Genomic DNA, 25,820 nt, shown 5'->3' on the forward strand with positions numbered 1-25,820 from the left:
ATGATCCATCGGCATCCGGATCACGGCGCGGTGAGGCTCCCGCGGCAGCCACGCAGGGACTAGCTGTCCTCCAGGTCGCCCTCGGTCTCCAGGTAAAGCTGCTGGAGCGCGGCCAGCGTCTCCGGCTGCGGGGAGTCCCAGAGCTTGCGGTCGGCGGCCTCCAGCAGGCGCTCGGTGATGCCGTGCAGCGCCCACGGGTTGGACCGCTTCAGGAACTCCTGGTTCTCCGCGTCGAGCGCGTAGGTGGTGGCCAGCTGCTCGTACATCCAGTCGGTGACCACGCCGGCCGTGGCGTCGTAGCCGAACAGGTAGTCGACGGTGGCGGCCAGCTCGAAGGCGCCCTTGTAGCCGTGCCGCCGCATGGCCGCGATCCAGCGCGGGTTCACCACCCGGGCGCGGAAGATCCGCGCGGTCTCCTCGGTGAGGCTGCGGGTCCGCGTCGCGTCCGGGTTCGTGGAATCGCCGATGTACGCGGCGGGCGCGCGCCCGGTGAGCGCGCGAACCGTGGCGATCATGCCGCCGTGGTACTGGAAGTAGTCGTCCGAGTCGGCGATGTCGTGCTCGCGGGTGTCGATGTTCTTCGCGGCGACGTCGATCCGCCGGTACGCGTTCTCCATGTCCCCGCGCGCCGGCACGCCGTCCAGGTCACGTCCGTAGGCGAAGCCGCCCCACACCGCGTACACCTCGGCCAGGTCGGCGTCGTCCCGCCAGTTCCGGCTGTCGATCAAGGGCAGGATCCCGGCGCCGTACGCCCCCGGCCGCGACCCGAAGATGCGCATCGTCGCCCGCCGCCAGTCCCCGTGGTCGCCCTGGTCGCGCACCGCGTGCTCGCGGACAAAGTTGTCCGGCTCGTCCAGCTCGGCAACCATCCGGAACGCGTCGTCGAGCAACCCCACCACGTGCGGGAACGCGTCCCGGAAGAAGCCGGAGATGCGGACCGTCACGTCGATCCGGGGGCGGCCCAGCTCCTCGCGCGAGATCGGCTCCAGGCCGGTGACCCGGCGCGACGCGGGATCCCACACCGGGCGGACGCCGATCAGCGCCAGCACCTCGGCGATGTCGTCGCCGGCGGTGCGCATCGCGCTGGTCCCCCACGCGGAGAGGCCCACCGATCTCGGCCAGTCGCCGTAGTCCTTGCGGTACCTCGCCAGCAGCGAGTCGGCCATCGCCTGGCCGGTCTCCCAGGCCAGTGAGCTGGGGATGGCCTTCGGGTCGACCGAGTAGAAGTTGCGGCCGGTGGGCAGCACGTTGATCAGGCCGCGCAGCGGGGAGCCGCTCGGACCGGCCGGCACGTAGCCGCCGTCCAGCGCGTGCAGCACGTTCGTCAGCTCGTCGGTGGTCCGGGCCAGCCGCGGCACGACCTCGCGGGCGGCGAACTCGAGCACCCGCCGTACCTCCGCGTTGTCCGTCAGGCCGGGCACCTCGTGCGGCCAGCCGGCCTCTTCCATGGCCGTCACCAGCGCCCGCGCCTGCTCCTCGATCGCGTCGGTCTCCGCGGTGGACGCGTCCTCGGACAGTCCGAGCGCCTCGCGCAGACCCGGCAGGGCCGCCACCTGGCCGGCCCACATCTGGCGGGCACGCAGCATCGCGAGGACCAGGTTGATCCGGGCCTCGCCCTCGGGCGCGGCGCCCAGCACGTGCAGGCCGTCGCGGATCTGCACGTCCTTGACCTCGCACAGCCAGCCGTCGATGTGCATGATGAAGTCGTCGAACTGCTCGTCGTCCGGCCGGTGCGACAGGCCGAGGTCGTGGTCCATCTTCGCGGCCTGGATCAACGTCCAGATCTGCGCCCGGATCGCCGGCAGCTTGGCCGGGTCGAGCGTGGCGATGTTGGCGTGCTCGTCGAGCAGTTGCTCGAGACGGGCGATGTCCCCGTACGACTCGGCGCGGGCCATCGGCGGGATCAGGTGATCGACCAGCGTGGCGTGCGCCCGGCGCTTGGCCTGGGTGCCCTCGCCCGGGTCGTTGACCAGGAACGGGTAGATCAGCGGCAGGTCGCCGAGGGCCGCGTCGGTGCCGTCGGAGGCGGACATCCCGACGTTCTTGCCGGGCAGCCACTCCAGGTTGCCGTGCTTACCGACGTGCACCACGGCGTGCGCGCCGAACTCGTCGGCCAGCCAGCGGTAGGCCGCGAGGTAGTGGTGGCTCGGCGGCAGGTCGGGGTCGTGGTAGATGGCGACCGGGTTCGCCCCGAAACCGCGCGGCGGCTGCACCATCACCACGATGTTCTCGTCGCGGAGGGCGGCCAGCACGATGTCGCCGCCGTCGGTGTAGAGCTCGCCGGGCGGCGGGCCCCAGTGCCGCACGACGCTGTCGCGGAAGTCCTCGGGGAGGGTGGCGAACCACCGCTCGTAACGGTCGCCCGGGATCCGCACCGGGTTGCCGGCCAGCTGCTCCTCGGTCAGCCAGTCCGGGTCCTGCCCGCCGGCGGCGATCAGGGTGTGGATCAGGCTGTCGCCGTCGTACGTCCCGAAGTCACCGATCCGGTAGCCCTGCCGGCGCATCGCCTCGAGGAGCGCCACGGTCGAGGCCGGAGTGTCCAGGCCGACCGCGTTGCCGATCCGCGAGTGCTTGGTGGGGTAGGCGGACAGCATCAGGGCGATCCTGCGCTCGGCCGGCGGCACGTGCCGCAGCCGGGCGTGCGCCACCGCGATCCCGGCTACGCGCGACGACCGTTCCGGATCAGCGACGTACACCGAGAGGCCGTCCGGGTCGATCTCCTTGAACGAGAACGGGACCGTGATGATCCGGCCGTCGAATTCCGGGATCGCCACCTGGGTCGCGGCGTCCAGCGGGGACAGGCCGTCGTCGCTGGCCTCCCAGGCGGAGCGGGAGCTGGTCAGGCACAGCCCCTGCAGGATCGGCACGTCCAGGTCGGCCAGGACGCCGACGTCCCACGCCTCGTCGTCGCCGCCGGCGCTCGCCGTGGCCGGCCGGGTGCCGCCGGCCGCCAGCACGGTCACCACCAGGGCGTCCGCCTTGCGCAGCTCGGCCAGCAGCTCGGGCGGGGCGGTGCGCAGCGAGGCCGTGAAGATCGGGAGCGGGTGGGCGCCCTTCGCCTCGATCGCCTGGCAGAGCGCCTCGACGAAGGCGGTGTTGCCGGCCATGTGGTGGGCGCGGTAATAGAGAACCGCGACGGTCGGCTGGTCCGGCGCTTTCTCCGGGGCCGCCGCCGGCCTCGCCAGCAGGCCCCACTGGGGGCTCTCGACGGGCGGGGCGAAGCCGTTGCCGGTGAGCAGCACGGTGTCCGAGAGGAAGTCGTGCAGCGCGGCGAGATTCTCCCTGCCACCCTGCGCGAGGTAGGTGTGCGCGTCCGCGGCGATGCCGGCCGGGACCGTGGAGAGCTTCATCAGCTCGGCGTCCGGCGCCATCTCGCCACCGAGGACGATCACCGGGACGTCGCCGCCGAGCAGCGCGTCCAGCCCCTCCTCCCAGGCGCGGCGGCCACCGAGGATGCGGACCACGACCAGCTCGACCCCGTCGAGCAGGGCCGGCAGGTCCCCGGCCGAGGTGCGGGCCGGGTTGCCCAGCCGCCAGGCCGAGCCGCAGGCCCGGGCGCTGAGCAGGTCCGTGTCGGACGTCGACAGCAGCAGAAACACGCGTGCGCTCCCCCTCGGGGTCCGCGCCCCGGGTAGTAGACATCTCGGCGACCGGAGTTCCTGGCTCCCGGCCCTCCCGCGGGCCGGTGACAGTGGCGGGACCGCGCCGGACTCGCACCGGCTTCCTCCGCGGCGTCGCCGCTCGAATTCACTTGGCCCGCTACACGCTACTGGACGGGCGGACGCGGCCGGATCGCGATGGCGCCGCCCGCATTGTGACGCCGCTGACGGACGGTGTGACGCCGCTGACGAAGTTGTGATGCTGCCGACCCGAGCATGCGGTCCTGTCGGAGGCCGCCCGTAGTATCCGGGCCGTGACTCACCTCCGTCAGTCGGACACCGACGCCTGTCCCGGCGCGCTGCGGTTGCATGCCGCGGCCGACGGGCTGCTGGCGCGCGTCCGACTGCCGGGTGGCCTGCTCAGCGGCGTCCAACTGCGCTGCCTGCGCGAGCTCGCCGAGGAGTTCGGCGACGGCCGGCTGGAGCTGACCTCAAGAGCGAATCTGCAGCTCAGGGCATTGCAGGCGGAGCGGGTGGAGACGTTGGCGGTCCGCTTGCGGGCCGCTGGGCTGCTGCCTTCCCCGACCCACGACGCGGTACGCAACATCGCCGCCCCGCCGCTCGCCGACGACCACACCCGCGGGCTGGTGGCGCGGCTGGACGCGGCGATCTGCGCCGACCCGGGGCTGGCCGCCCTGCCGGGGAAGTTCCTGTTCGCGGTCGGTGAGGTGCCCCTCGCCGCGGACGTGGCCGCGGTGCCGTCCCCGGCGCCGCCGGGGAGCGCCTGCGCCGGGCGGTGGTTCACGCTGCGCTTCGGCGGGCGCGACACGGGGCTGCGGGTGGACGCCGGCCGGGTCGTGGCGGCGTTGATCGCGAGTGGGCACGCGTTCCTGGCCGAGCGGGAGGAGCAGCGCACCGGTCCGGCGGCCGCGTGGCGGTTGCGGGAGCTCGCCGAGGGGCCGGTGCGGGTGTCGGCCCGGGTGGCCGAGGCGCTCGGCGTGACGCCGGTCGGCGCGCCGGGGGCGGTGACCGCGCCGGGCGCGGTGGGTGCGCCGGGCGCGGTGGGTGCGCCGGGCGCGGTGGGTGCGCCGGGCGCGGTGGGTGCGCCGGGGGCTTGGAGCGCGGCGGGGGCGGCGCCGGCCGGAGGGTTGGAGCCAGCCTCGCTGGTCGGCGTGGTGACCGAGAATGGTCAGTTCGCGGCCGGGGCTTCGGTGCCTCTCGGGCGGCTCGAGGGCGTACAGGCGAGGGTCTTGGAGGACGCGGAGCGTCTGGTCGTCACGCCGTGGCGTGGCGTGCTGGTGCCGGGCCTGACCGCGGCCGCCGCGGCGGGCTGGACCGAGCGGATGGCCGCGGTGGGCCTGGTGGTGACGGACCGCTCCCGGTGGACCGGGGTGAGCGCGTGCGCGGGGCGGCCCGGCTGCGCGAGATCCCTGGCGGACGTGCGTGCCGACGCCGACGCGGCGACCCGCTTCGTGGCGGGCCTGCCGGTGCACTGGGTCGGCTGCGCGCGGGCCTGCGGGAGCCCGGCCGGCCGGCATGTCCGGGTCGAGGCGACGGCGGGGGGCTACGAGGTGACGCGGCGCTCCCCCGACGGCACGGTGCCGACGGAGACGACTCCGGCCGGGACAGCGGGCGCGGCGGGAAACGCGGGCGACGCGGGCGCGGGCGACGCGGGCGCGGGCGCGGGCGACGCGGGCGACGCGGTTGGCCCGATTGGGGCGGGCTCGGTTGGCGCGGGCGACGCCGTTGGCGTGCTGGAAGACCTGGTGGCGGGGGCGAGGAGAGCCTGATGGAGTACGAGCGGGACGGCGCGGAGATCTACCGGCGGTCGTTCGCCACGATCCGGGCCGAGGCCGACCTGGCCGGGTTGCCGGAGGACGTGGCGCGGGTGGTGGTCCGGATGATCCACGCCTGCGGGATGGTCGATCTGGTGCGGGACGTGCGGTTCAGCCCCGGGGTGGCGGTGGCCGCCCGGAAGGCGCTGCTCGGCCGGGCGCCGATCCTGTGCGACGCGGAGATGGTGGCGTCCGGGGTGACCCGCGCGCGGCTGCCCGCCGGCAACGACGTGGTCTGCACCCTGCGGGATCCACGGGTGCCCGAGATCGCCGCCCGGATCGGGAACACCCGCAGCGCCGCCGCCCTGGATCTCTGGGGGGACCGGCTCGACGGCGCGGTGGTGGCCGTCGGCAACGCGCCGACCGCGCTGTTCCGGCTGTTGGAGATGATCGAGGCGGGGGCGCCGAGGCCGGCCGCGGTGCTCGGCATCCCGGTCGGGTTCATCGGTGCGGCGGAGTCCAAGGAGGCGCTGGCCGGGTCCGGTCTGGAATACCTGATCGTGCGGGGGCGGCGGGGTGGCAGCGCGATGACCGCGGCCGCGGTGAACGCGCTGGCCTCGGAGATCGAATGAAGCCCGGCGGCGAACCGGCGGCCGGACGGCGAGACGAAGCGGAAAACGGACGATGACTAACGACGTGGTTGCCGGGCGGCTCTACGGGGTCGGGCTCGGGCCCGGCGATCCGGAACTGGTCACGGTCAAGGCGGCCAAGCTGATCGCGGCGGCCGACGTGGTGGCGTACCACGCGGCGCGGCACGGGCGGAGCAACGCGCGGGCGATCGCGGCCGGGTACCTGCGGGCCGGGCAGATCGAGGAGGCGCTGATCTACCCGGTGACCACCGGGACCACCGACCACCCCGGCGGCTACCAGGGGGCGATCGACGAGTTCTACGAGCAGGCCGCCGCCCGGCTCGCCGCGCACCTGGACGCCGGGCGTGACGTGGTGGTGCTGGCCGAGGGGGATCCGTTCTTCTACGGGTCCTACATGCACATGCACAAGCGGCTCGCGCACCGCTACCGGACGGCAGTCGTGCCCGGGGTGACCTCGGTGAGCGCGGCCTCGGCGGTGCTCGGCCGGCCGCTGATGGAGCGCGACGAGGTGCTCACCGTGCTGCCCGGGACGCTGCCGCCCGACGAACTGGCGCGGCGTCTCGCCGCCACCGACTCGGCCGCCGTGATGAAGCTGGGGCGGACCTTCGACGGGGTGCGGTCGGCGCTGGAGCAGGCGGGGCGGGCGGCGGACGCGTTCTATGTGGAACGGGCGACGATGGCCGCGGAGCGGGTGGGCCGGTTGACCGAGATTGATCCGGAAACCGTGCCGTACTTCTCGCTCGCTCTGCTGCCGAGCCCGGCGGCGCGGGCCTTCGTCGAGGGCGCCGCGCCGGACGAATCGGAGAAGTCGGAGAGAGGGCACACCGCGGAGACCGGGGCCACGCATGCGGGAAGCGACCCGGCGGGCGAGAACGGCACCGCAAGCGCGGCCGGCGGGGACGGCACGGCCGGCGGAAGCGGCACAACGGATACGAACGGCGCGGCGGGCGGGCACGGCACGGCCGGCGGAAGCGGCACAGCCGACACGGACGGCGCGGCGGGCCGGCGTGGCGGTGTGACCGTCGTGGGGCTGGGCCCCGGCGCGGCCGGATGGCTCACCCCCGAGGCGCGGCAGGCGTTGGCCGAAGCCGACGATCTGGTCGGCTACCAGACCTATGTGGACCGCGTGCCGGCCGATCCCCGTCAGGTGCGGCACGCCTCCGACAACAAGGTCGAGGCCGAGCGCGCCGCCTTCGCGCTGGACCTGGCCAAGCGGGGCCGCCGGGTCGCGGTCGTCTCCTCCGGCGACCCGGGCGTGTTCGCGATGGCCGCCGCGGTCCTGGAGGTCGCCGAGGACCCGCAGTGGACCGACGTCCCGGTGCGGATCCTGCCGGGCCTGACCGCCGCCCAGGCGGTCGCCAGCCGGGCCGGCGCGCCGCTGGGCCACGACTTCTGCATCATGTCGCTCTCCGACCGGCTCAAGCCGTGGTCGATCATCGAGACCCGGCTGGCCGGCGCGGCCGCCGCCGACCTGGTGATCGCGATCTACAACCCGGCGTCGCAGACCCGCAAGGAGCAGCTGGTCCGGGCACGTGAGGTGCTGCTGGAGCACCGCGCGCCGGACACCCCGGTGGTGGTCGGCCGGGACGTCGGCGGCCCGGAGGAGTCGGTTCTGGTCACCACTCTGGGCGAGCTCGACCCGGGCACCGTCGACATGCGCTGCCTGCTGATCGTCGGGTCGTCCCAGACGAAGGCAGTGGCCAGGGGAAATGGTCGGACCGTGGTGTACACGCCGCGGCACTACCCGGTGGCCGACCATCGACCCGCCGGCGGGAAATGAACCGTACGCTCCCGAACCGCAACGGAGGGCAACCGCACTGCATCGACGCGTTGCCTGACGGCAGCCTGCCGGGACGCCGAATGGAGGGGCCACTGAAAAGAAACCTCTGAAAGGCCCCTCCGCAGATATGTCTTCCGCCAGCCGCCGCCGTACCGCCATCGTCGCCTCGTCGCTGCTCCTCTCCCTCCTCGCCCAGGTCAGTGCCGCCTCGGCGGTGACCAAGCCCGCCCCCGCCCCGGTCAAGAAGGCCGCCACCACCGCCGTCACCACGGCCAAGAAGCTCGCCGCCGGCACGGTCAGCAAGACCGACCTGCCGACGCTGGCCGGGCGCCTGGCCGCGGTGCGGGCCGCCAAGACGATCAACTACTACCCGTCGAACGCCGGCTGGTCGGCGATGTGGACCAACTTCGACGCCATGAAGATCGAGGCGGACCTGACCAAGGCGAAGGCCTTGGGCGCCGACAACGTGCGCGTGATCGTCTTCCCGAGCACGTTCGGCTACCCGGCGCCGAAGACCGACTACGCCGTCAAGCTCGCCAAGTTCATCAGCATCGCGGACGCCCGGGGCCTGACCGTGAAGCTGACCCTGTTCGACTGGTGGTCCGGCTACAGCGACGTCGCCGGCAGCGCGGCCTGGGCGAAGGCGGTACTCGCGCCGTACGCGGACGACCCGCGGGTGCTCTCGGTCGAGGTGCAGAACGAGTTCGACCCGGCCAACGCGAGCGCCGTCGCCTGGGTCAAGAAGATCGTCCCGGCGGTGCGCGCGGCCGTCCCGACGATGCCGCTGACCCTGTCGGTCTCCGGCGGCACCGGCTACAACGGACTGACCCTGATCCGCACCGCGCTCGCCGCCACCCCGCTGGACTACCTGGACTACCACTTCTACGGCAACTCGGAGCGGGCGCTCGCCGACATCCGCAGGGCGCAGGCCGCGGCCGGCACGTTCCCGCTGGTGATCGGCGAGACCGGCCTGAGCACCGCCACCACCAGCGAGGGTGACCAGGCCGCGTACCTGGCCCGGGTGTTCGCGGCGGCCAAGGTCGCGGGGGTCGGCTCGGTGGCCCCGTGGACGCTCTCCGACTTCGCCACCGGCGCGATCCCGTCCAACTCGGCGGTCTCCAAGCTGCCGGCGCAGTACAAGTTCGGCCTGTACCGCGCGGACGGCTCGGCGAAGCCGGCGGCGGCCGTGGTGAAGACCTACTGGTCCGGTCAGCAGGTCGGCAACTCGGTGCTGGACCTGGGCTTCGAGGCGGTGGCGGACAGCTCGCCGTGGCGGCCGTTCCTGGAGGACCTGGGCGCCGCGGTGCGCGTCGCCGGCGCCGCCCACTCCGGTTCCGGTTCGGTCCGGTTCTCCGGTACCGGCCGCTCGGCCGCCGGCCTGCCCTCGCTGCGCACCGCGCCGGTCGACCCGGTGCAGCCCGGCCAGCAGCGGCACGCCGAGGTGTGGGCCAAGGGCCAGAACGTGACCGGCACCAACCAGCTCGCGCTGAGCTGGTTCGACGCCAACGACAAGTGGCTGGGCCAGGCCCAGTCGAAGGCGGTGGCCTCCGGCACCAGTGGCTGGACCAAGCTGACCGTGGACGCGACGGCGCCGGCCGGCGCCGCCAGCCTCCAGGTTCACCTCAAGTCCGGCGACAACACGGGCACCGTCTGGTTCGACGACGTGGTGCTGTCCTGACCGATGCCGATCCGCTCGAACAGACGGGCGTAGGCGTCCACCGTCCGCTCCCAGGAGGACGGATCAGCGTGCCGCCGGCCGATCAGGCCGGCGGCCTCGCTGATTCCGGCGGCGAGCCGGGCCGGGTCGCCCGGCGGGACGAAGACCGTTCCGGAGTACGGCCCGGCCGCCTCCACCAGTCCACCCACCGAGGTGACCACCACCGGCAGCCCGTGGCTCATGGCGATGTGCAGCGGTCCGCTCGCCGAGCTGCGCCGGTACGGCAGCACCACCGCGTCGGCCGCCGCGAAGTACCCGTTCACCTCGGCGTCCGGCACGTACCGGTTGACGAACGTGATCCGGTCCCGCGCCGGCGACGCCGCGATCAGCTCGGCCGGCCGGGTCCAGCCCTCCCAGGTCTCCCCCACCACCGTCAGGCGGTATTCCGGGCCGAGCGCCGCGAAGGCCTCGACCAGATCCTCCAGCCCCTTGTACGGCCGGATCGTCCCGAAGTACAGCAGCCGGCGCACGCCCGGCGCCGGCGCGGCGGTCCGCGGCACGACGCCCGCGTGGTGGTCGAACGGCCCGTGCAGCGCGATCTCCGACGGCACCCCGCCCAGGTCGTACGCCGAGGCGAGCGCGTCGGCGTCGAACGCCGAGTGCACCACCACCCCCCGGGTGCGCCGCAGCAACGGCCGGATGGCCCCCCGCACGTACCGGGCCGCCCACCGGCGCCGCAGCTCCGCGGTGTCCTGCACCTCGTGGAACTCGATCACCACGGGGATCCCGAGCCGCCGGGCGGCGATCGCCAGCACCAGGTACGAGTGCAGCACCACCCCGGTCCACCACTGCAGCACCAGCACGTCGGGCCGCTCGGCGCGCAGGAACGCGACGGCCCGCGCCAGGCTCGGCACCCCCCACCAGTCCACGCCGTCGAAGACCCGTACGCCGTCGGCGTACCGCAGGTCGCTGAGTCGCTGCCCGACCCGTTCCCGCCCGGGGTAGAGCCGGGCCGGCAGCAGCCGCCGCATCAGGATCGCGCTCACGTCGTACCGCTCCTGGAGCGCGTTGCTGAGCCGGCAGGTGTAGTAGCTGATCCCGGAGAGGAAGTGCCACCCCGAACCGGCCACCATCACCTTCCGGCGCTCAGTGGGCTGCGATGCATGCACGGTAGACCTCCTCGATCCGGGGAACGACACGCGCCGCGGTGAAGTCCAGGCCGCGCCGCCGGCCCCCGTCGGCCAGCCGCGCGGCGAGCGGCCGGTCGGTGAGCACCCGCAGCAGCGCGGCGTGCAGCGCCTCCGCGTCGCCGGGCGGCACCAGCAGGCCGCTCTCGCCGTCCCGGACCACGTCCACCAGGCCGCCGGCGGTGGACGAGACCAGCGGCGCGCCGGCCAGCATCGCCTCCACCGCGACCTGGCCCATGCCCTCGCTCAGCGACGGCACCGCCCCGGCGGCGGCGCCCCGCCAGGCCGCCATCACCTGCGCGTGCGGCACATCGTGGCGGATCACCGTGCCGGGCGGGGGCGGCGGGGTGTCGTCGCGGCGGGTGCCGAGGCAGACCAGGGTGGGCGCCGGTCCGGGGCCGGGCCAGCCGGCGGTCAGCCGCCGGTACGCGTCGAAGAGCACCCCGATGCCCTTGTGCGGGCCGAGCGCGCCGACGAAGAGCAGGTAGTCGCCGTCCGGCAGCCAGTCCGGCCGCGGCGTGTCCCGGGCCAGCGCGTCCAGCCCGTCCGGGACCAGGCTGGAGATCACCTGAACCGGCAGGTCGCCGGGCAGGTTCGCCTGGGTCAGCGCCTTGGCCACCGAGGTCGAGATCGCGGTGAGCGCGTCGATGCCGCGGTGCCGGTGCGCGTGCAGGCCGGCCGTCAGGACCAGCGAGCGGCACCCGCCGTACTGGATGGAGGCGCAGCTCACGCACCGGGGCAGGCTGGGTCCGGAGCACTGCCGGCCGTTGCGGGCGAAGATCTTGCGGACGCAGGTGAGCCCGAAGTCGTGCGCGGTGTGCACGTGCGGCCGGCCGAACCGGGCCCGGCGCAGCGGCAGGTAGCTGTACATCAGCCAGTCGTGGCTGTGCACCACGTCGAAGTGCTCGGTCCGCAGCAACCGGGCGATGTCGGCGGTGGTCAGCGGGTCCGGCACGGTCGGGTGGAACGGCTTGCCCGGGTCCTCGTTCAGCCCCGCGACCACGGTGTTGGCGACGCTGCGGACCCGGTGCACGCGGACCCCGTTGCGCACCTCCGCGGTCGCCAGCCCGCGCGCCGCGAGGGTGAGCACGGTGACCTCGTGGCCGCGCCGGACCAGTTCCTCGCTGCTGGTCGCGACGCTGCGCTCCAGCCCGCCGATGATCGGGGCGTACAGGTTCGACAGTTGCAGGATTCTCATAGCACCGAGGCCTTCTGCCGGGAGACGAGTGCGAACGCGACAGCGCCGACCAGCAGCGCCGACATCGCCTGCCCGGTCAGCCAGGCGATGCCCGCGCCGGTCACCCCGGCGCCGGGCAGCAGCAGCCAGGTCAGGCTCAGGCAGGTGACGGCGCGGACCCCGTTGAGCCGCCGGCAGAGCCGGAACTCGCCCCGGGACCGCCAGTGCGCCACTGCCAGGTTGGTGACCGCGTCCGGGATCGCGGCGAGCACCAGGATCCGCAGCAGCGTCCCGCCCTCGGCCGCGTACCCGGCGCTGAACAGGGCGAGGATCCGGTCGCCGACGAGCAGCAGCAGCGTGGCCGGGGCGCCGACCATGGACAGCACGACGGCCGCCGCGCGGGCCAGGCTCACCCGGACCGCGTTGGTGCGTTCCGCGTAGAGCGCCGAGGCGACCGCCGGGGAGACCATGAACAGCATCGACGCGGTCATCCAGGCCAGGTAGAAGTGCGCGTTGGCGGCCGGGCCGAGCCGCGCGGTGACCAGCACCGGCAGCAGCGCGGCCGGGCCGGCCTGGGTCAGGTTGATCAGGTGGTGGCCGGTCAGCGCCGCCCGCAGGTGCGGGAGCTCCGCGCCGAGACCGGTGAGCCGGAGCCGGGCGCCGGACCGGAGCCGGCGCAGCCCGAGACCCACGGTGGCGGCGCTGACCAGGATCGTCGGCAGGGTCCAGGAGAGCACCACCACGCCGGCCGAGTGCGGCCCCGCCCCGAGCAGCGCGGCCAGCGCGATGATCTTTCCGAGGGCGAGGACCAGATTGCGTACGAACATTCCGTGTCCCGAGCGGTGCGCCACGTACACGTTGTCGAGCAGCGTGGTGGCGGTGATCGCGGTCGCCGCGCAGACCAGCGCAGCCGCGCCGGCCGGCCGGTCGAGGAAGCCGAAGTTCGCCGCGGCCATCGGGACCAGCACCGCCCCGGCGCCGGCCAGCACCGCGGTGACCGTGCAGCCGGCGAGCAGCCCGCCGCCGACGATCCGGGACCACGCGTCCGTGGCGCTGCCCGGCAGCCGCTGGATGAACATGTGCCCGGCGCCCAGGTTGGCGACCATGCTGATCGCGGTGGCCGCCGAGATCAGCGCGGTGGCCGTGCCGACCTGCGGCTGCGCGACCGCGCGGGCGGCCAGCATCCAGTAGACGTAGCCCAGACCGCCGTTGACCACGGTGGTCGCCATTATCAGCAGGCTGTTGCGGGCCAGCGAGTCGTTCACCACCCGCCGGGTCGCGGTGATCAGCACGCGTCCCGCCCCCGGCTGGTCGACGACCGCACGGATCTCGCGGGCGCGGACTCGAAGTCCTTGGCCGCGGCCTTGGCGTAGAAGACAGTGCTCGCCGTGCCCACGCTGATCCCCACCGGGCGCAGGCATCCGTCCGCCGGCAGCGCCGGGACCAGGACGTTGAGCGCGTAGACCCGTCCGCTGGCCACGGTCACCTGCCGGGACGCGACGACCGTGCCGCCGATCCGCAGGCGCAGCCACTGGGTGCTGGTCGGCAGCCCGGAGTTGGTGACCCGGACCTGGACGGTGAGCCCGTGGGACGGCACGGCGACCGGGTGGGTGATGCCCGCCGCCCACCCGTTCAGCGCCACGGTGAGATAACCGGGCAGGACCGGGCGGGAGCCGCTTTCCACGGCCCGGATCGCGATTCCGCCCACCGCCACGCCCAGCACGATCGGCGCCAGGACGGCGACGGCGGTGCGAGCGGCGTACCGCGTACGCGAACCGGTTTGTTCCCGGATCTCGTCGTTGCGGCGCTGGGCCGGGACGCCGGCGCCGTCGTCCAGCCCCGCGTCGCCGTCGCGGCGGCGCAAGCGCAGCCGGAGCAGGCCGGCGACGGCGAGCACGGTGGCCAGCAGCGCGGACGCGGCGATCAGCGGGACCGGCGCGACCGGCGCTCCGAACGGGTGCAGCAGGAGCGCCACCGCGGGCAGCGTGAGCAGGCCGGCCAGCACGACCAGACCGGCCCGGACCGCGGGCGGGCCGACCTCGGCCGAGCGGCCGGTGACCGCCCGGATCCAGAGCTCGCCGATGGCGAGAAAGGCCAGGAGACAGGCCGGCAGCAGCGCCGGCCACGGCAGGCCGGCTGCCGGGAGCAGGACCGGGAGACTGGCGTACGCGGTGACGAGTGGCCGGAGAATGTTCTTCATCGGTGTCCCCCGCTGATCGGGCCGCTCGGCATGGACGCGCCCAGACTGTCGAAGTCGAAGCGGTAGATCGCCAGGTGCGGGCCGTCGTAGATTTTGATCAGCCACGGCATGGCGTCGAACTTGGTCAGCTGTGCCCGGTCGAAGGCGGGCACGCCGTCGTGACGCAGCGGCTCGTTCGTCTCGAAGTAGATGTTGATGTCCGGCACCTGTTCGGCCATCCGCCGGTCCACCACCAGGTACTGGTACCGCCAGTCGCGCAGCTGGGCCAGCAGCGCCGGGGAGATCGGGCGGCCCGGCCGCGCGCGGTAGAGGTCGTACGCCGGGAAGGTGTTCGAGCCGGTGGTCGGCCGCTGCTCGCCGTAGGAGCCCAGGATCAGCCCGGAGTAGCGGTCGGCGACCAGGCGGCTCCCCCGGCCCTGGGTCTCCAGCAGCCAGTGCGCGGCGGCCAGCACCTCGGGGGTGGCGGCGCGGGTGTCGGAGCCGTAGACCGGCGGCCCGGGGAACCGGTAGGACGGGTTCATCCCGGCCGCGTTGTTGCCCACCAGCATCAGCGCGCAGGTCGCCGAGAGGCCGGCGCCGGCCGCGATCGGGCCGGTTGCGGCGAACCGGCCGGGCAGCCGGGTAGCCCGGTCCAGCAGCGCCACGATCATCGGCGCCACCACGATGGCCAGGCCCAGATAGCTGAACGCCCAGGAGCGGCGGGCGCCCTCGGCCCCGGCCGGGGTGAGGATCAGCAGGGTGGCCGGGACGTAGAGCGCGCCGACCAGCAGCATGGCGGTGGTGCCGGCGTGGGTGAGCGGCTCGTCGGTGTGGCGGCGGCGCCACCACAGGACGACCGCGCCGGCCAGCGCCAGCGTCGCGACCGGTGGGGCGATGTACGCCGTGGTCTGCTCCCACCAGGGCAGCACCGACTCGCTGAACAACTCGCGGCCGCCCTCGTCGCCGCCGGCCAGCCCGCCGAACTGGGTAAGCGCCCGGCCCAGGTACGGGTCCAGGTAGCGGCCGGTGTCCGGGGCGACGGCGCCGAGCCAGGTGGCCACGATCAGCGCGGTTCCCACGGTGAGCGCCCAGGCGGTCCGGGCCGGGGTGATCAGCGGCCGGGCGGTGATCGAGTGGATCGTGCACACCAGCGCGAACAGGCCGAGCACACCTGTCATCCAGAGGGCGGTGAGGTGGTGGGTGGCGGTGATCGCGACGGCCAGCAGCAGCGTGAGCGCGGACCAGCCGAGCCGGGCCGGCGCCGCGGTGGCGCGCAGCGCGCGAACCGCCGTGACCAGCGCCCAGACCAGCACGGCGATGGCCAGTGACTCGTACCCGAGCTGGGTGTCGAAGAACAGGAACGAGCTGTTCAGGCTGTAGCCGATGGCGGCCGCCGCGGCGATCCGGGGGTCCGGGCGCAGCTGGCCGGCGAGTACCGCGACACCGAGGGTGAGCAGCACGTGCGCGGTGGTCAGCACGAACAGCGCGGACTGCCAGATGCTCAACCCGGTGAGCGCGGCCAGCGCCGCGACGCAGGCGTGCAGTCCCGGGTAGTCGCCGATCACCCGGACGATCGGGTTCGTCTCGAAGAGCCGGCCGTCGGTCAGGATGCTGTGCGCCTGGCCCCAGTGGGCGTACTCGTCGTGGTAGAGCGGGCCGCCCGGGTGGCGCAGCACCTTGGGCAGGTAGGTGAAGAGGCCGTAGCCGATCAGCACGGCCATCCGCAGCCGTGCCGAGCTGCCCCGGCGCACCGCCCACCAGCAGACCGGCAGCGTGAACAGCAGCATGCCGGCCCAGAACCAGCCGAACTGGCCGCCGCTGCCGAACTCGGCCCGGCGGTACGCGATCACGATCGCCGCCGCCCCGCCCGCTCCCGCGACGGTCAGGGTCGCCGCGCACCAGACCGCGTCGGCGGTCCGGGAGCGGAGGCCGCCGTAGCGCGGCCCGATGAGTCCCGGCGCCGGCCGGGCGGTGACCGCGCTCACCGGCCTCCCGCTCCAACGCCGGTGGACGACACCGGCAGCCCGGTGATCGCCGAGTACACCTCGCGGGTCGCCGCGACCACGTCGTCCCAGGTCGGCAACGGCGCCGGGGTGGCCGACCGGCCGGCTGCGGCGGCGGCGCGCAGCGCGTCGGCCAGCGCCGCCTCGTCCTCCGGGTCGGCCAGCCGGATCCACGCCGTGTTACCGGCCAGCGCGGCCAGCTCCCGGTGGGCCGGGATCGGCGAGGCCACCGTGGGGATGCCGGCCGCCAGCGCGTCGGCCACGGTCATCCCGAACGCCTCGTGCGCCGACGCGGAGACCGCCACCGAGGCGCGGGCCAGGCAGCCGGCGAACGCGGCGTCGTCGAGCCGGCCGTGGAAGATCACCCGCCCGGCCACCCCGAGGCGGCCGGCGATCTGCCGCAGCGCCGAGGCGGCCGGGCCGTCGCCGACGACGTCCAGCCGGTACGCCGGGCCGAGCGGCGCCATCGCCCGGATCACCCGGTCCACCCGTTTGTAGTGTTCGAGCCGGCCGACACAGAGGATCACCCGCACGCCGGGCCGCCTGCCGGGCACCACCGGGCGCGGGTCGGTCCCGTTCGGCACCACCACCACCCGGCCGGCAGCCTCCGGGAAATCGCGCAGCACCAGGTCACGCTCGGCGCCGGTGACACAGATGAGCCGGCCCGCCCGGCTCACGATCCGGCGGCCGAGCGGCCGGTAGATCGGGTGCAGTGCCGCCCTTATCCGGGTATGCCCGGTTCCGTGATAGTGCGGCGTGAAGACGAGCGGGGTCCGGTGCCGCCCGAGCGCGGCGCCGAACGACACCAGGGCGTGGTAGCTGTGCGTGTGCAGGACGTCGTACTCGTCGGCGTGCTCGCGGATCCACCGCCAGAGCGGCAGCGAGACACGGTAGTCGCGGACCGGCACGGTCAACGGGAAACGCCGGACCAGCACGCCGTCCACGGTCTCGGTGGACCGGGCGGCGTGCTGGGTGAGCACCTCGACGTCGTCGCCGGCCGCGGCCAGCCCGGCGCACAGGCGCCGCACGTGCGTCTCCACCCCGCCGATGTCGGGATGGTAGGCGTTCGAGACGACGCCGACCCTCATCGCGCCGACCGCCCGGCGAGCTGCCGGGACGCGCGCCGGAAGCCTCGCGGCCACTCCCGGGCGATGGTGCGCAGCACCCGGATGCCGTCGGTGAACGCGTTCAGGTTGCTCACGCCGTGAATCCGGTTGTGCTCGAAGCTGGGCACCTCCTCGATGGCCAGCCGGGCACGGGCGGCACGCAGGGTCAGCAGGGTCTCGATCTCGAAGCCGTCACCCCACAGCCGCCCGTCCCCGCCGAGCGGCGCGGGCGAGGTGCTGTCCAGGCCGAAAACCTCGAGGTGGCACGCCCAGAACGCGTTGTAGCCGTAGCAGAGGTCGCTGTACCCGGTGCCGAACATGACGTTGACCAGGACGCTGAGCACCTTGTTGCCGGCCCGGCGCAACCGGGTGATGTCCGCGCTGCCGCCGCCGGCCCGGAACCGTGAGCCCTTGGCGAAGTCGGCGCCGCCGCGCAGCGCCGCGACGAAGCTCGGGATCTCGCCCGGGTCGGTCGACCCGTCGGCGTCGATCATCACGATGATGTCGCCGGTGCACGCGGCGAAACCACAGGCCAGGGCGTTGCCCTTGCCCTTGCGGTTCTGCACGACGACGCGGATGTCCGGGCGCAGTTGCCGGGCCACCGCCACGGTGTCGTCGGTGGAGCCCCCGTCGACCAGGATGACCTCGTCCACCTGGGGCAGCCGGGCGAAGACGTGCGGCAGGTTGCGGGCCTCGTTCAACGCCGGCACGACGACGCTCACGATCGGCTCGGGTTCGATGTGGGGCTCCGGGTCGGGTCGGGCCGGCGGCTCGACGGCGGTCAGTTCGATGGCGGTCTCGGCGGGGAGCACACGGTCGACCGTGGGCATTTATTTGTCTCCGATCGAACAGGGTGGGGGCGGCCTCGGCGGGCCGGGCGCATGGGTGCGGATTCGCGAATCGGGCCGGCCGTGGGGCCTGCCCGGAGAGAGGCGACCGGCGTCGCGGCGCGACGCCGGCGGGCGGTCACGCGTGGGGCGCGTCGACCGTCCAGTCGTAGATGTCCCGGCGTGCGGACCGGTCACCGGTGGCCCCGGCGCGCCCGAGCCGGCCGTCCCGGACACCGGCCCAGCGATCCCGGCCGGCCTGGGTCCGGGGCACGGCGGCCGCGCGCACCGGGTCGGGTATGGACAGCACGGTGGAGGCCGGCAGGCCACCCCGCGCCGGTCTCGACGTACGAGAGAGACGCACGACATGCTCCATTTCAATCTATTTGCCCGACTAGACCTGGCCAAAGGTAGGTCAATCTTTGGACCCGTGTGACCGAGTTGTAGTTATTTCTTCCCTTCGAGCCGATCGTGGGCTCACCGATGAGGACCCGCGATCCGGTGTCCGCTCGGAACCGGCACCCCGCCATCCGCATATGCTCGGGACGACATTCCCGGCCAGAAGTGGCCGTTCGTGACGAAATCGCGATCATTCACCCGATCGTGGATCATCGTCTTTCGCGCTTCCGGAAGGCGGGCGTCTCACGCACCTTGCGTGATCGCCGTTCGCCTTCGCCGAGCGCGCGCGGCTACGCGACTCCTCCACCTCTCGTACGGCCCCCTGGAGCATCCCCGCATACTCTCCAGGTGGATCACCAGCGCTCCTTCGCCTTCCTGGACGGACCGCGGCCCCGGGCCTTCGCCCACCGCGGCGGGGCCGCGGAGGGCGATGAGAACACCGCCGCCGCCTTCGAGCGCGCGATCCGGACCGGATTCCGGTACGTCGAGACAGACGTGCACGCCACGGCCGACGGCGTCCCGGTCGTCATCCACGACGACCGGCTGGACCGGGTGGCCGGGCACCCGGGGTCGGTCGCCGGCCTGACCTGGGCGGACCTGTCCAAGGTCCGGGTCGGCGGCGCGGCAGTGGTGCCCCGGCTCGACGAGGTGCTCGACGCCTGGCCGCACGTCCGGTTCAACGTGGACGTCAAGTCGGACGCGGTGGCCGAACCCGCCGTCGAGGCCGTCCGGCGGGCGCGCGCCGAGGACCGGGTGCTTGTCGCGTCGTTCAGCGACACCCGGCTCGCCCGGGTGCGCGCGCTGGCCGGGCCACGGCTGGCCACCTCGGTCGGGATGCGGGGCGTGGCCCGGCTGCTGCTGGGATCGGCCACCAGGATGCCGCTGCGGCTGCCGGAATCGGTCGCCGCGGTGCAGATCCCGGTGCGGTCCGGGCCGATCCCGGTGCTGACCACGCGATTTCTGGAATACGTCCGCGGAATGGGCCGGGAAGTGCATGTGTGGACGATCGACGATCCCGCGGAAATGGGCAGGTTGCTCGACATGGGCGTGGACGGGATCATGACCGATCGTGTCGACGTGTTGCGGGACGTTTACTCTGCGCGTGGGCTGTGGTTGAGTTAGGGCAGGTCGGCGCAATTTCTGCGGATCCCGTTGAACCCGGGACATCAGCCGTTCGGAGGATGCCCGCGGGTCGGCGTACCTCGCATATTTTTTCTTTAAGTTTCGGTCGCGAGATCCTTAAATATGGTCTCGGAATTGCTTTCTGTGAGACCTGCTCCTAACGTCTGGGCGTCGGCGCCACACAATGGCGAACGCAGAAGTCGAAAGGCACGTCATGGGAAGCACGGGTCACCGCCGCTCCGGACTCGGAGCCGTCGGGTCGGGGCGCGGCCGGCTGCTCGCCGCCGGGGCCGTGATCGTCGCCGTCGGCGGCGCGATCGGGTTCGCCCAGCTGTCGCACGCCGACGAGACCCCGCAGACGAAGGCAGCCGGCCAGAGCGGGGCCGGCAAGGTCGTCAACGGGCAGACCATCCTCACCGACACCTGCATCGACAGCAAGCTGTCCCGGCACGACGGTTTCCAGAAGGGCGACCGGTGCGTCTCCACCGAGTTCGGTGAGGTGGCCTCGGCCGCCAACGACGCCGCCCTGCTGATCACCCAGGCGCCGGTCACGGTCGCGCCGAACACGCCGTTCACGCTCAAGGTCAGCACCCGCAACCTGATCCGGGACCGCTTCCTCGCGGCCGGCCAGGGCGGGTACTACGTGGAGTCCAGCGTGCTGCGGAACGGCATCGTCCGCGGGCACTTCCACACCGCGTGCCGGATGCTCGCCAGCACCAGGGTGGCGCCGGATCCCGCGCCGGTGCCGGCGTTCTTCGTGGCCACCGAGGACAGCAAGGGCGGCAGGACGCCGGACACCGTGACCATCCAGGTCCCGGGCCTGCCGACCGAAGGCACCGCGCAGTGCGCGTCGTGGGCCGGTGACGGCTCGCACCGGACGCCGATGATGGAGCGGGCCAACCAGACGCCTGCCATCGACGCCGTGCGCATCACCGTCCGCGCCGGCGCCGGCGGCGGCGACCAGGGCGGCGACAACAACGGCGGCGGTGGCGGCAACCAGGACAACAACGGTGGCAACCAGGGCGGTGGCAACAACGCCGGTGGGAACAACAACGGCGGGAACAACAACGCCGGCGGGAACCAGGGTGGCAACAACAACAACGGCGGGAACCAGGGTGGCAACAACAACAACGGCGGGAACCAGGGCGGGAACAACAACACCGGCGGGAACCAGGGCGGCAACACCGGGAACAACAACGACGCCGGGACCGTGACGGCCACGCCCAAGACCACGGTGAAGCCGACCGCGCCCGCCACCAAGGGCGACACCACGAAGGACACCGCGGAGGAGACGCCGGCGACCACCAAGAGCACGACCAAGCCGGCGACCGCCGAACCGACCACGAAGCCGACCACGAAGCCGGCCACCAGGTCGACCACGTCCGGCTCGTCCTCCTCCGACGACAACTCGGCCGGCACGACCTCCGACGACAAGGCCACGCCGGAGAAGACCGAGAAGCCGCAGCCGCAGACGACCGAGAGCGTGGACACCGGATCCGCGGCCGACTACGGCATCGACGTCGGCGCGCCCGACGACCCGGCGCCGACCAGCACCTCCGGTCAGCAGCTCGCCGAACCGCCGGCCGGGGACCCGTCGAGCGGTGGGCCGTTCACACTGCTGAGCGAGCACCCGGCGATCTTCGGGGGCGGCGCCGTGGTGATCCTGGTGGGCATCATCGGGTTCGCTTACTCCCGGAGCCGGCCGCGGCGTTACTGAGCACCTCGTCCTGACCACGGCACGCACGGGCGGCGCCCGACGACACGGAGTTCTCGTGTCGCCGGGCGCCGCTTCCGTCGTACCCCCGGATCGATCGGCTCGGCCACCGGCGGCCCGGACGTGCGAGATGTTCCTCTTGCCGCATCCATCGCAGAGCCTCTGACCAGCTTCGACGGCGGCAACACGGCGTCACGGGCGCGCTTCTGGCGGACAGCTAGGAAGAAGAAAGGTCACTGTGCAGGACGGAAGGTCACTGTGCAGGACGAAAGGTCACTGGGCAGGACGGGATGTCCGGCCAGAATAAGGGTAGCCTTACCGGCCGGAGATTCTTCCAGCGGCAGTGAGGTGCAGACATGGCGAACCGACCGGCGCGCCCCGCGCACGAGGGTGTGGTCACGCGGGTGGAGCAGCTCACTCCGCACATGGTCCGGGTGGTGGTCGGAGGCGAGGCGATCGCCCGGATCGACGCGGGACGCTTCACCGACCACTACATCAAGGTGCTCTTCCCGCAGGCCGGCGTAACGTACCCGGAGCCCTTCGACATGGGGACGATCCGGGAGACCATGCCGCGCGAGACGTGGCCGGTGGTGCGGACGTACACGATCCGCAACTGGCTGCCGGAGATCCCGGAGATGTGGGTCGACTTCGTGGTGCACGGCGACGCCGGCGTCGCGGGGCCGTGGGCGGCCCGGGCGAAGCCGGGCGACGTGTTCCGGTTCATGGGGCCGGGCGGGGGCTATTCGCCCAGCCCCGAGACGGACTGGCACCTGCTGGCCGGCGACGAGAGCGCGCTGCCGGCGATCGGCGCCGCGCTCGCCGGGATGCCGGAGGGCGCGCCGGTCCGGGCGTTCATCGAGATCGAGTCGCCGGACGAGGAGCAGAAGCTCGGCGCGCCCGCGGACGCCGAGATCGTCTGGGTGCACCGGGCCGGTCGCCCGGTGGGATCCGCGCTGGTCGAGGCGGTGCGGGCGCTGGAGTTCCCGGCTGGCCGGGTCCAGGCGTTCGTGCACGGGGAGGCCGGGTTCGTCCGGGATCTGCGCGGATATCTGCGGCTGGAGCGGGGGCTGAGCACGGACCAGCTGTCGATCTCGGGGTACTGGCGGACCGGGATGAACGAGGACGGCTGGCAGTCGAGCAAGCGGGAGTGGAACGCGCAGGTGGAGCGGGAGCAGGCCGGCACGCCCGCCTGATCCTTCCCTCGGGTCGGCCTTCGCGGGATCGCTTGCCCTCCGGTTGTGTCGCTTCCCGGGCCGTGTCGCTTCCCTCGCGCCGTGTCCCTCAACCCCCGCCGCGTCGCTCAACCCCCCGCCGCGTCGCTCAACCCTGACCGTGTCGCTTCCCCCGGGCTGTTGTCGCGGTAACGACCGAAAGCCGGATGGGGCATATGTCTTATCCGGCTTTTGCGCAGCTCACAGGGATCCACCCCGATTCGCCGTGACGACTCGCCGAGGCAATGATGGTGCCGTGGCAGTGCTGGAAGAACAAGTGACACGTCCGCGTCGCGGCCGGATCTTCACCCTCGTCGCGCTGGTGCTCGCGGCGGTGAACCTGCGGCTCGCGGTGACCAGCGTGGGGCCGGTGCTCACCGAGATCCGCGACGGTCTGCACATGAGCGCGACCGCGGCGGGGCTGCTCACCTCGGTGCCGGTGTTCTGTTTCGCCTCCGTCGGCCTGCTGGCTCCGCGGGCCGCCAGGCGGCTCGGCGCGGCGCCGGTGATCGCCGGGGGCCTGGCGCTGCTCACGGTCGGCTTGGCGGCGCGGCCGTTCGCGCCGGGCTCGGCGCTGTTCGTGCTGTTCAGCGCTGTCGCCCTGGCCGGGATCGCGCTGGTGAACGTGCTGCTGCCGTCGATCGTGAAGGACCACTTCCCGGACCAGGTTGGTTCGGTGACCGGGCTGTACACGGTGGCGCTGAACCTCGGCGCCACCACGGCGGCCGCCGCGACCGTGCCGGTCACCGGCGGTTTCGGGGACTGGCGGCTCGGGCTGGCGTGCTGGGCGGTGGCGGCGCTCGTCGCGTTGCCGCCGTGGTTGCTGATGGCCCGGGAACGGCCGGCCACGCCCGGCCAGTCGACCGACGCGGCGCCGATCCGGGTCAGCCGGCAGCCGATCGCCTGGGCGCTCGCGGTGTACTTCGGGATGCAGTCCACCTCGGCGTACGTGATCATCGGCTGGCTCCCGCAGATCTACCGGGACGCCGGGCTGTCGGCGGAACTGGCCGGAGTGTTGTTCGCCACCACCTCGCTGCTCGGGGTGCCGCTCGGGATGGCCCTCTCGGCGCTGGCCGGGCGGGTTCGCGCGCAGAGCGGCATTGCGGTGGGACTCGGCCTTTTCGGCGTTGCCGGTTATTTCGGCCTGTGGATGGACCCCGCATCGGCACCATGGGTCTGTGCGATCCTCCTGGGCATCGTCAACACCGCATTCCCGCTGGTCCTGACCATGATCGCGTTGCGCGGCCGCACTCCCGCCGTAGTGGTGCGGCTGTCCGCCTTCGCGCAGGGCGTGGGTTACCTGATCGCCATCCCGGGACCGATCCTGATCGGAGCGCTGCACGATGCGACCGACGGTTGGAAAGCACCGCTGGCGGTCATGATGGGGCTGATGGTCCCGCAGATCATCGCGGGCTTCTTCGCCGGCCGCGACCGCCAGATATAGACCAGCGTCGCGATCCGCGAGGCGTACGGATTGTTGTCGGTGGGCGCCGCGGCCGAGGATCCGCTGCCACAGCCCGCCGACCCACACTCTCCAGAGGTCGATCCACCAGGCGCCGGCCCACGTTCTCCAAGCACTGACCCACCCCCTGGGCTCGGTGGCCGGCGAAGCCCTTGGCCGCATGTTTCCGGCCAGCCGATCTGGTCGGCGGTCGTCTGGTTCACGGCGGCGACACCCGGGTCGGCGAGCTTGCTCTCCGGGATGATCGGGAAAGAGGTGAGCACGGCGCGATGGGCAGTGCCCGGATCGAGCCATCGTGGGTCACGCAGCAGGGTGACGGCACCGGCGATCCACACCGGAGCTGTCTTTTCCGGCTCGGAACCCAACTCCGGTTGGATGTGCCGGGCCGCCAGGCTGCTCCACGCCTCTGCGCCATCCGAGGCGATGCACCCCTGAGCACCAGCCGGGACCTTGCGCGCGCTGCGGCGAGGAGCAGCTCCCGGCACGGCGAGCGGGGGAGAGGTGTCCGAAGTGTTCGGACCCGGCCGGCGCGGACCGGCCTCAGAGACGTGCGATCACGGAGGGGATCTCCGGGAAGGCGTCGACCGCTGCCGTCACGTGGCGCGGATCGAACTCCTCCAGCCGCCGCACCCCGCTCTGCAGGCAGGCGACGAACCGCATCCCGGCGCCCCCGGCCGCCACCGCGTCCCCCGGCGAATCCCCCACGTACACACAATCCGCCGGATCAAGACCGGTCTCCGCGAGCAGCTCGTCGAACACCCGCGGGTCCGGCTTGCGGAACCGCGTGTTCCCCTGGTGGTACGCCCCGGTGACCCGGCCGGCCAGCACGTGATCGGGCTCCAGCAGGTGGCGCACCTCGCGCTCGGTACGGGACGTCAGCAACAGGACCGTCCGGCCCTCCGCGACCAGCCGGTCCAGCGCCTCCAGGTTCTCCGGCGGGATCACGTCGAGCCGGCCGTCGGCCAGATAGCGCTGGTGTTCCGCGGGGAACAGCTGGGCGAACCGGTCCAGATCCACACCCGGCGAACGGTGCGGCATGGCGTCGAGCAGCGTCTCGCCCCAGGTGGCGCGGTGCACCTCGCGCGACATCGGCGGGCGCCCCAGCTTGGCGAGCACGTCGTTCTCCAGCTCGAACGACGCCGCCTCGGTCAGGCACAGGGTGTCGTCGACGTCCACGATCACGGCACGAATCATGGTTGGCACGGTCCCATGGGACGCCTGGCCAGGATTCGGCGGTATCCGTTGCGGTGCGCGCCCGGGAGACGCCCGGCGCGAAGCGCGGAAGCGGACCAGGTGGCGGCGCTGCCGGCGTACGACGGGTGGGAAACTCCTGTCCATGCTGAACAGGCTGCTCCCGCCATCCGCGCGCTCGTCCGAGGCGTTCACCGACGATCCGGACGAGGCGTGCTACCCGGGCGAGGAGCACCTGGTCGCGAAGGCCGCGCCGGGCCGCCGCCGGGAGACCCTGACGGCCCGGCGCTGCGCCCGGGAGGCGCTGTCCGCTCTGGGTCATGCTCCGGCCGCGATCCCGCGCGGCCCGCGCCGCGAGCCGGTCTGGCCGGCCGGTGTCACCGGCAGCATCACGCACTGCACCGGGTTCCGCGCGGCCGCTGTCGCGCACACCACTGACATCGCCGGCCTGGGCATCGACGCCGAGCCGCACGCGCCGCTCCCGCCCCGCGTGCTCGGCGCCGTCGCCACCCCGGCCGACCAGGACCTGCTGGCCGGGCTGGCGACCTCGCACCCGGACGTCTGCTGGGACCGGCTGCTGTTCAGCGCCAAGGAGTCGATCTACAAGGCGTGGTTCCCGGTGACCGGACGGTGGCTGGGTTTCGAGGACGCGTCGCTGGACATCGACCCGGAGGCGGGGACCTTCACCGGCCGGATCCTGATCGAGGCGCCGCTGAAGGAGATGCCGGGCCGGTTCCTCGTCGACGGTGGCCTGATCGTCACGGCCGTGTGCCTCTGAGTC

The 25,820-nt window shown here is 73.1% G+C and carries 19 protein-coding genes and 1 riboswitch; of the genes, 9 read left to right on the plus strand and 10 right to left on the minus strand.

Going from position 1 to position 25,820, the window contains the following annotated elements:
• Positions 1–59: 59 nt before the first annotated feature.
• Positions 60–3,599 (minus strand): cobaltochelatase subunit CobN, encoded by a 3,540-nt coding sequence (gene cobN, locus Asi03nite_RS25345; RefSeq protein ID WP_203682961.1) that lies wholly within the window; start codon positions 3,597–3,599, stop codon positions 60–62.
• A 54-nt stretch (positions 3,600–3,653) separates the two neighbouring features.
• Positions 3,654–3,727: riboswitch (cobalamin riboswitch) on the minus strand.
• 186 nt (positions 3,728–3,913) lie between these two features.
• Here cobN and Asi03nite_RS25350 point away from each other — a divergent pair.
• The 4 genes from Asi03nite_RS25350 to Asi03nite_RS25365 all read left to right on the plus strand — a co-directional run bounded on the left by Asi03nite_RS25350 (position 3,914) and on the right by Asi03nite_RS25365 (position 9,482).
• The gene (locus Asi03nite_RS25350; RefSeq protein WP_203682962.1) at positions 3,914–5,389 is read left to right on the plus strand and encodes a ferredoxin-like domain-containing protein; all 1,476 of its coding nucleotides are present in this window, start codon (positions 3,914–3,916) and stop codon (positions 5,387–5,389) included.
• A complete protein-coding gene (locus Asi03nite_RS25355) occupies positions 5,389–6,006 on the plus strand; it encodes a precorrin-8X methylmutase (protein WP_239102912.1) in 618 nt (205 codons plus the stop codon). The genes Asi03nite_RS25350 and Asi03nite_RS25355 overlap by 1 nt, the downstream gene beginning before the upstream one ends.
• Positions 6,007–6,058: 52 nt before the next feature.
• The gene (locus tag Asi03nite_RS25360) at positions 6,059–7,804 is read left to right on the plus strand and encodes a precorrin-2 C(20)-methyltransferase (protein ID WP_203682963.1); all 1,746 of its coding nucleotides are present in this window, start codon (positions 6,059–6,061) and stop codon (positions 7,802–7,804) included.
• Between the two features lie 127 nt (positions 7,805–7,931).
• The gene (locus Asi03nite_RS25365; protein ID WP_203682964.1) at positions 7,932–9,482 is read left to right on the plus strand and encodes a cellulase family glycosylhydrolase; all 1,551 of its coding nucleotides are present in this window, start codon (positions 7,932–7,934) and stop codon (positions 9,480–9,482) included.
• Here the strand turns inward: Asi03nite_RS25365 and Asi03nite_RS25370 are convergent.
• The 8 genes from Asi03nite_RS25370 to Asi03nite_RS25405 form a co-directional block, all read right to left on the minus strand.
• On the minus strand, positions 9,422–10,630 hold the full coding sequence (locus Asi03nite_RS25370) for a glycosyltransferase (protein WP_239102913.1): 1,209 nt from the start codon (positions 10,628–10,630) through the stop codon (positions 9,422–9,424). The two genes, Asi03nite_RS25365 and Asi03nite_RS25370, sit on opposite strands and share 61 nt — an antisense overlap.
• Entirely contained in the window at positions 10,608–11,846 is a 1,239-nt protein-coding gene (locus tag Asi03nite_RS25375; RefSeq protein ID WP_203682965.1) for a glycosyltransferase family 4 protein, read from the minus strand. Before Asi03nite_RS25375 ends, Asi03nite_RS25370 begins: the two co-directional genes overlap by 23 nt.
• Positions 11,843–13,117, minus strand: coding sequence for a lipopolysaccharide biosynthesis protein (locus Asi03nite_RS25380; protein WP_203682966.1), 1,275 nt, complete (start codon positions 13,115–13,117; stop codon positions 11,843–11,845). The genes Asi03nite_RS25375 and Asi03nite_RS25380 overlap by 4 nt, the downstream gene beginning before the upstream one ends.
• Positions 13,111–14,025, minus strand: coding sequence for a hypothetical protein (locus Asi03nite_RS25385; RefSeq protein ID WP_203682967.1), 915 nt, complete (start codon positions 14,023–14,025; stop codon positions 13,111–13,113). The genes Asi03nite_RS25380 and Asi03nite_RS25385 overlap by 7 nt, the downstream gene beginning before the upstream one ends.
• On the minus strand, positions 14,022–15,989 hold the full coding sequence (locus Asi03nite_RS25390) for a hypothetical protein (RefSeq protein ID WP_203682968.1): 1,968 nt from the start codon (positions 15,987–15,989) through the stop codon (positions 14,022–14,024). Before Asi03nite_RS25390 ends, Asi03nite_RS25385 begins: the two co-directional genes overlap by 4 nt.
• Complete coding sequence (locus tag Asi03nite_RS25395; RefSeq protein WP_203682969.1) at positions 15,986–17,095, minus strand: glycosyltransferase family 4 protein; 1,110 nt, start codon at positions 17,093–17,095, stop codon at positions 15,986–15,988. Before Asi03nite_RS25395 ends, Asi03nite_RS25390 begins: the two co-directional genes overlap by 4 nt.
• Complete coding sequence (locus Asi03nite_RS25400) at positions 17,092–17,943, minus strand: glycosyltransferase family 2 protein (RefSeq protein WP_203682970.1); 852 nt, start codon at positions 17,941–17,943, stop codon at positions 17,092–17,094. Before Asi03nite_RS25400 ends, Asi03nite_RS25395 begins: the two co-directional genes overlap by 4 nt.
• Before the next feature lie 136 nt (positions 17,944–18,079).
• Positions 18,080–18,304, minus strand: coding sequence for a hypothetical protein (locus Asi03nite_RS25405; RefSeq protein ID WP_203682971.1), 225 nt, complete (start codon positions 18,302–18,304; stop codon positions 18,080–18,082).
• 383 nt (positions 18,305–18,687) lie between these two features.
• Here Asi03nite_RS25405 and Asi03nite_RS25410 point away from each other — a divergent pair, with 383 nt between their 5' ends.
• From Asi03nite_RS25410 to Asi03nite_RS25425, 4 genes are all read left to right on the plus strand, one after another.
• A complete protein-coding gene (locus tag Asi03nite_RS25410) occupies positions 18,688–19,461 on the plus strand; it encodes a glycerophosphodiester phosphodiesterase family protein (RefSeq protein WP_239102914.1) in 774 nt (257 codons plus the stop codon).
• Positions 19,462–19,675: 214 nt separating this feature from the next.
• Complete coding sequence (locus Asi03nite_RS38965) at positions 19,676–21,178, plus strand: hypothetical protein (protein WP_373872162.1); 1,503 nt, start codon at positions 19,676–19,678, stop codon at positions 21,176–21,178.
• 353 nt (positions 21,179–21,531) lie between these two features.
• Entirely contained in the window at positions 21,532–22,368 is an 837-nt protein-coding gene (locus Asi03nite_RS25420; RefSeq protein WP_203682974.1) for a siderophore-interacting protein, read from the plus strand.
• A 295-nt stretch (positions 22,369–22,663) separates the two neighbouring features.
• Positions 22,664–23,830, plus strand: coding sequence for a CynX/NimT family MFS transporter (locus tag Asi03nite_RS25425; protein ID WP_239102915.1), 1,167 nt, complete (start codon positions 22,664–22,666; stop codon positions 23,828–23,830).
• A gap of 558 nt (positions 23,831–24,388) precedes the next feature.
• Here Asi03nite_RS25425 and Asi03nite_RS25430 read toward each other — a convergent pair.
• Complete coding sequence (locus Asi03nite_RS25430) at positions 24,389–25,042, minus strand: HAD family hydrolase (RefSeq protein WP_203682976.1); 654 nt, start codon at positions 25,040–25,042, stop codon at positions 24,389–24,391.
• Positions 25,043–25,184: 142 nt separating this feature from the next.
• Between Asi03nite_RS25430 and Asi03nite_RS25435 the strand changes: the two genes are divergently transcribed.
• Positions 25,185–25,817 carry a 4'-phosphopantetheinyl transferase family protein gene (locus Asi03nite_RS25435; protein ID WP_203682977.1) on the plus strand — a complete coding sequence of 211 codons (633 nt, stop codon included), beginning with the start codon at positions 25,185–25,187 and terminating at the stop codon, positions 25,815–25,817.
• Positions 25,818–25,820 lie beyond the last annotated feature (3 nt).

Origin of the sequence: Actinoplanes siamensis, assembly GCF_016862395.1 — a bacterium.
In the GTDB taxonomy this organism is placed as follows: Bacteria; Actinomycetota; Actinomycetes; order Mycobacteriales; family Micromonosporaceae; genus Actinoplanes; species Actinoplanes siamensis.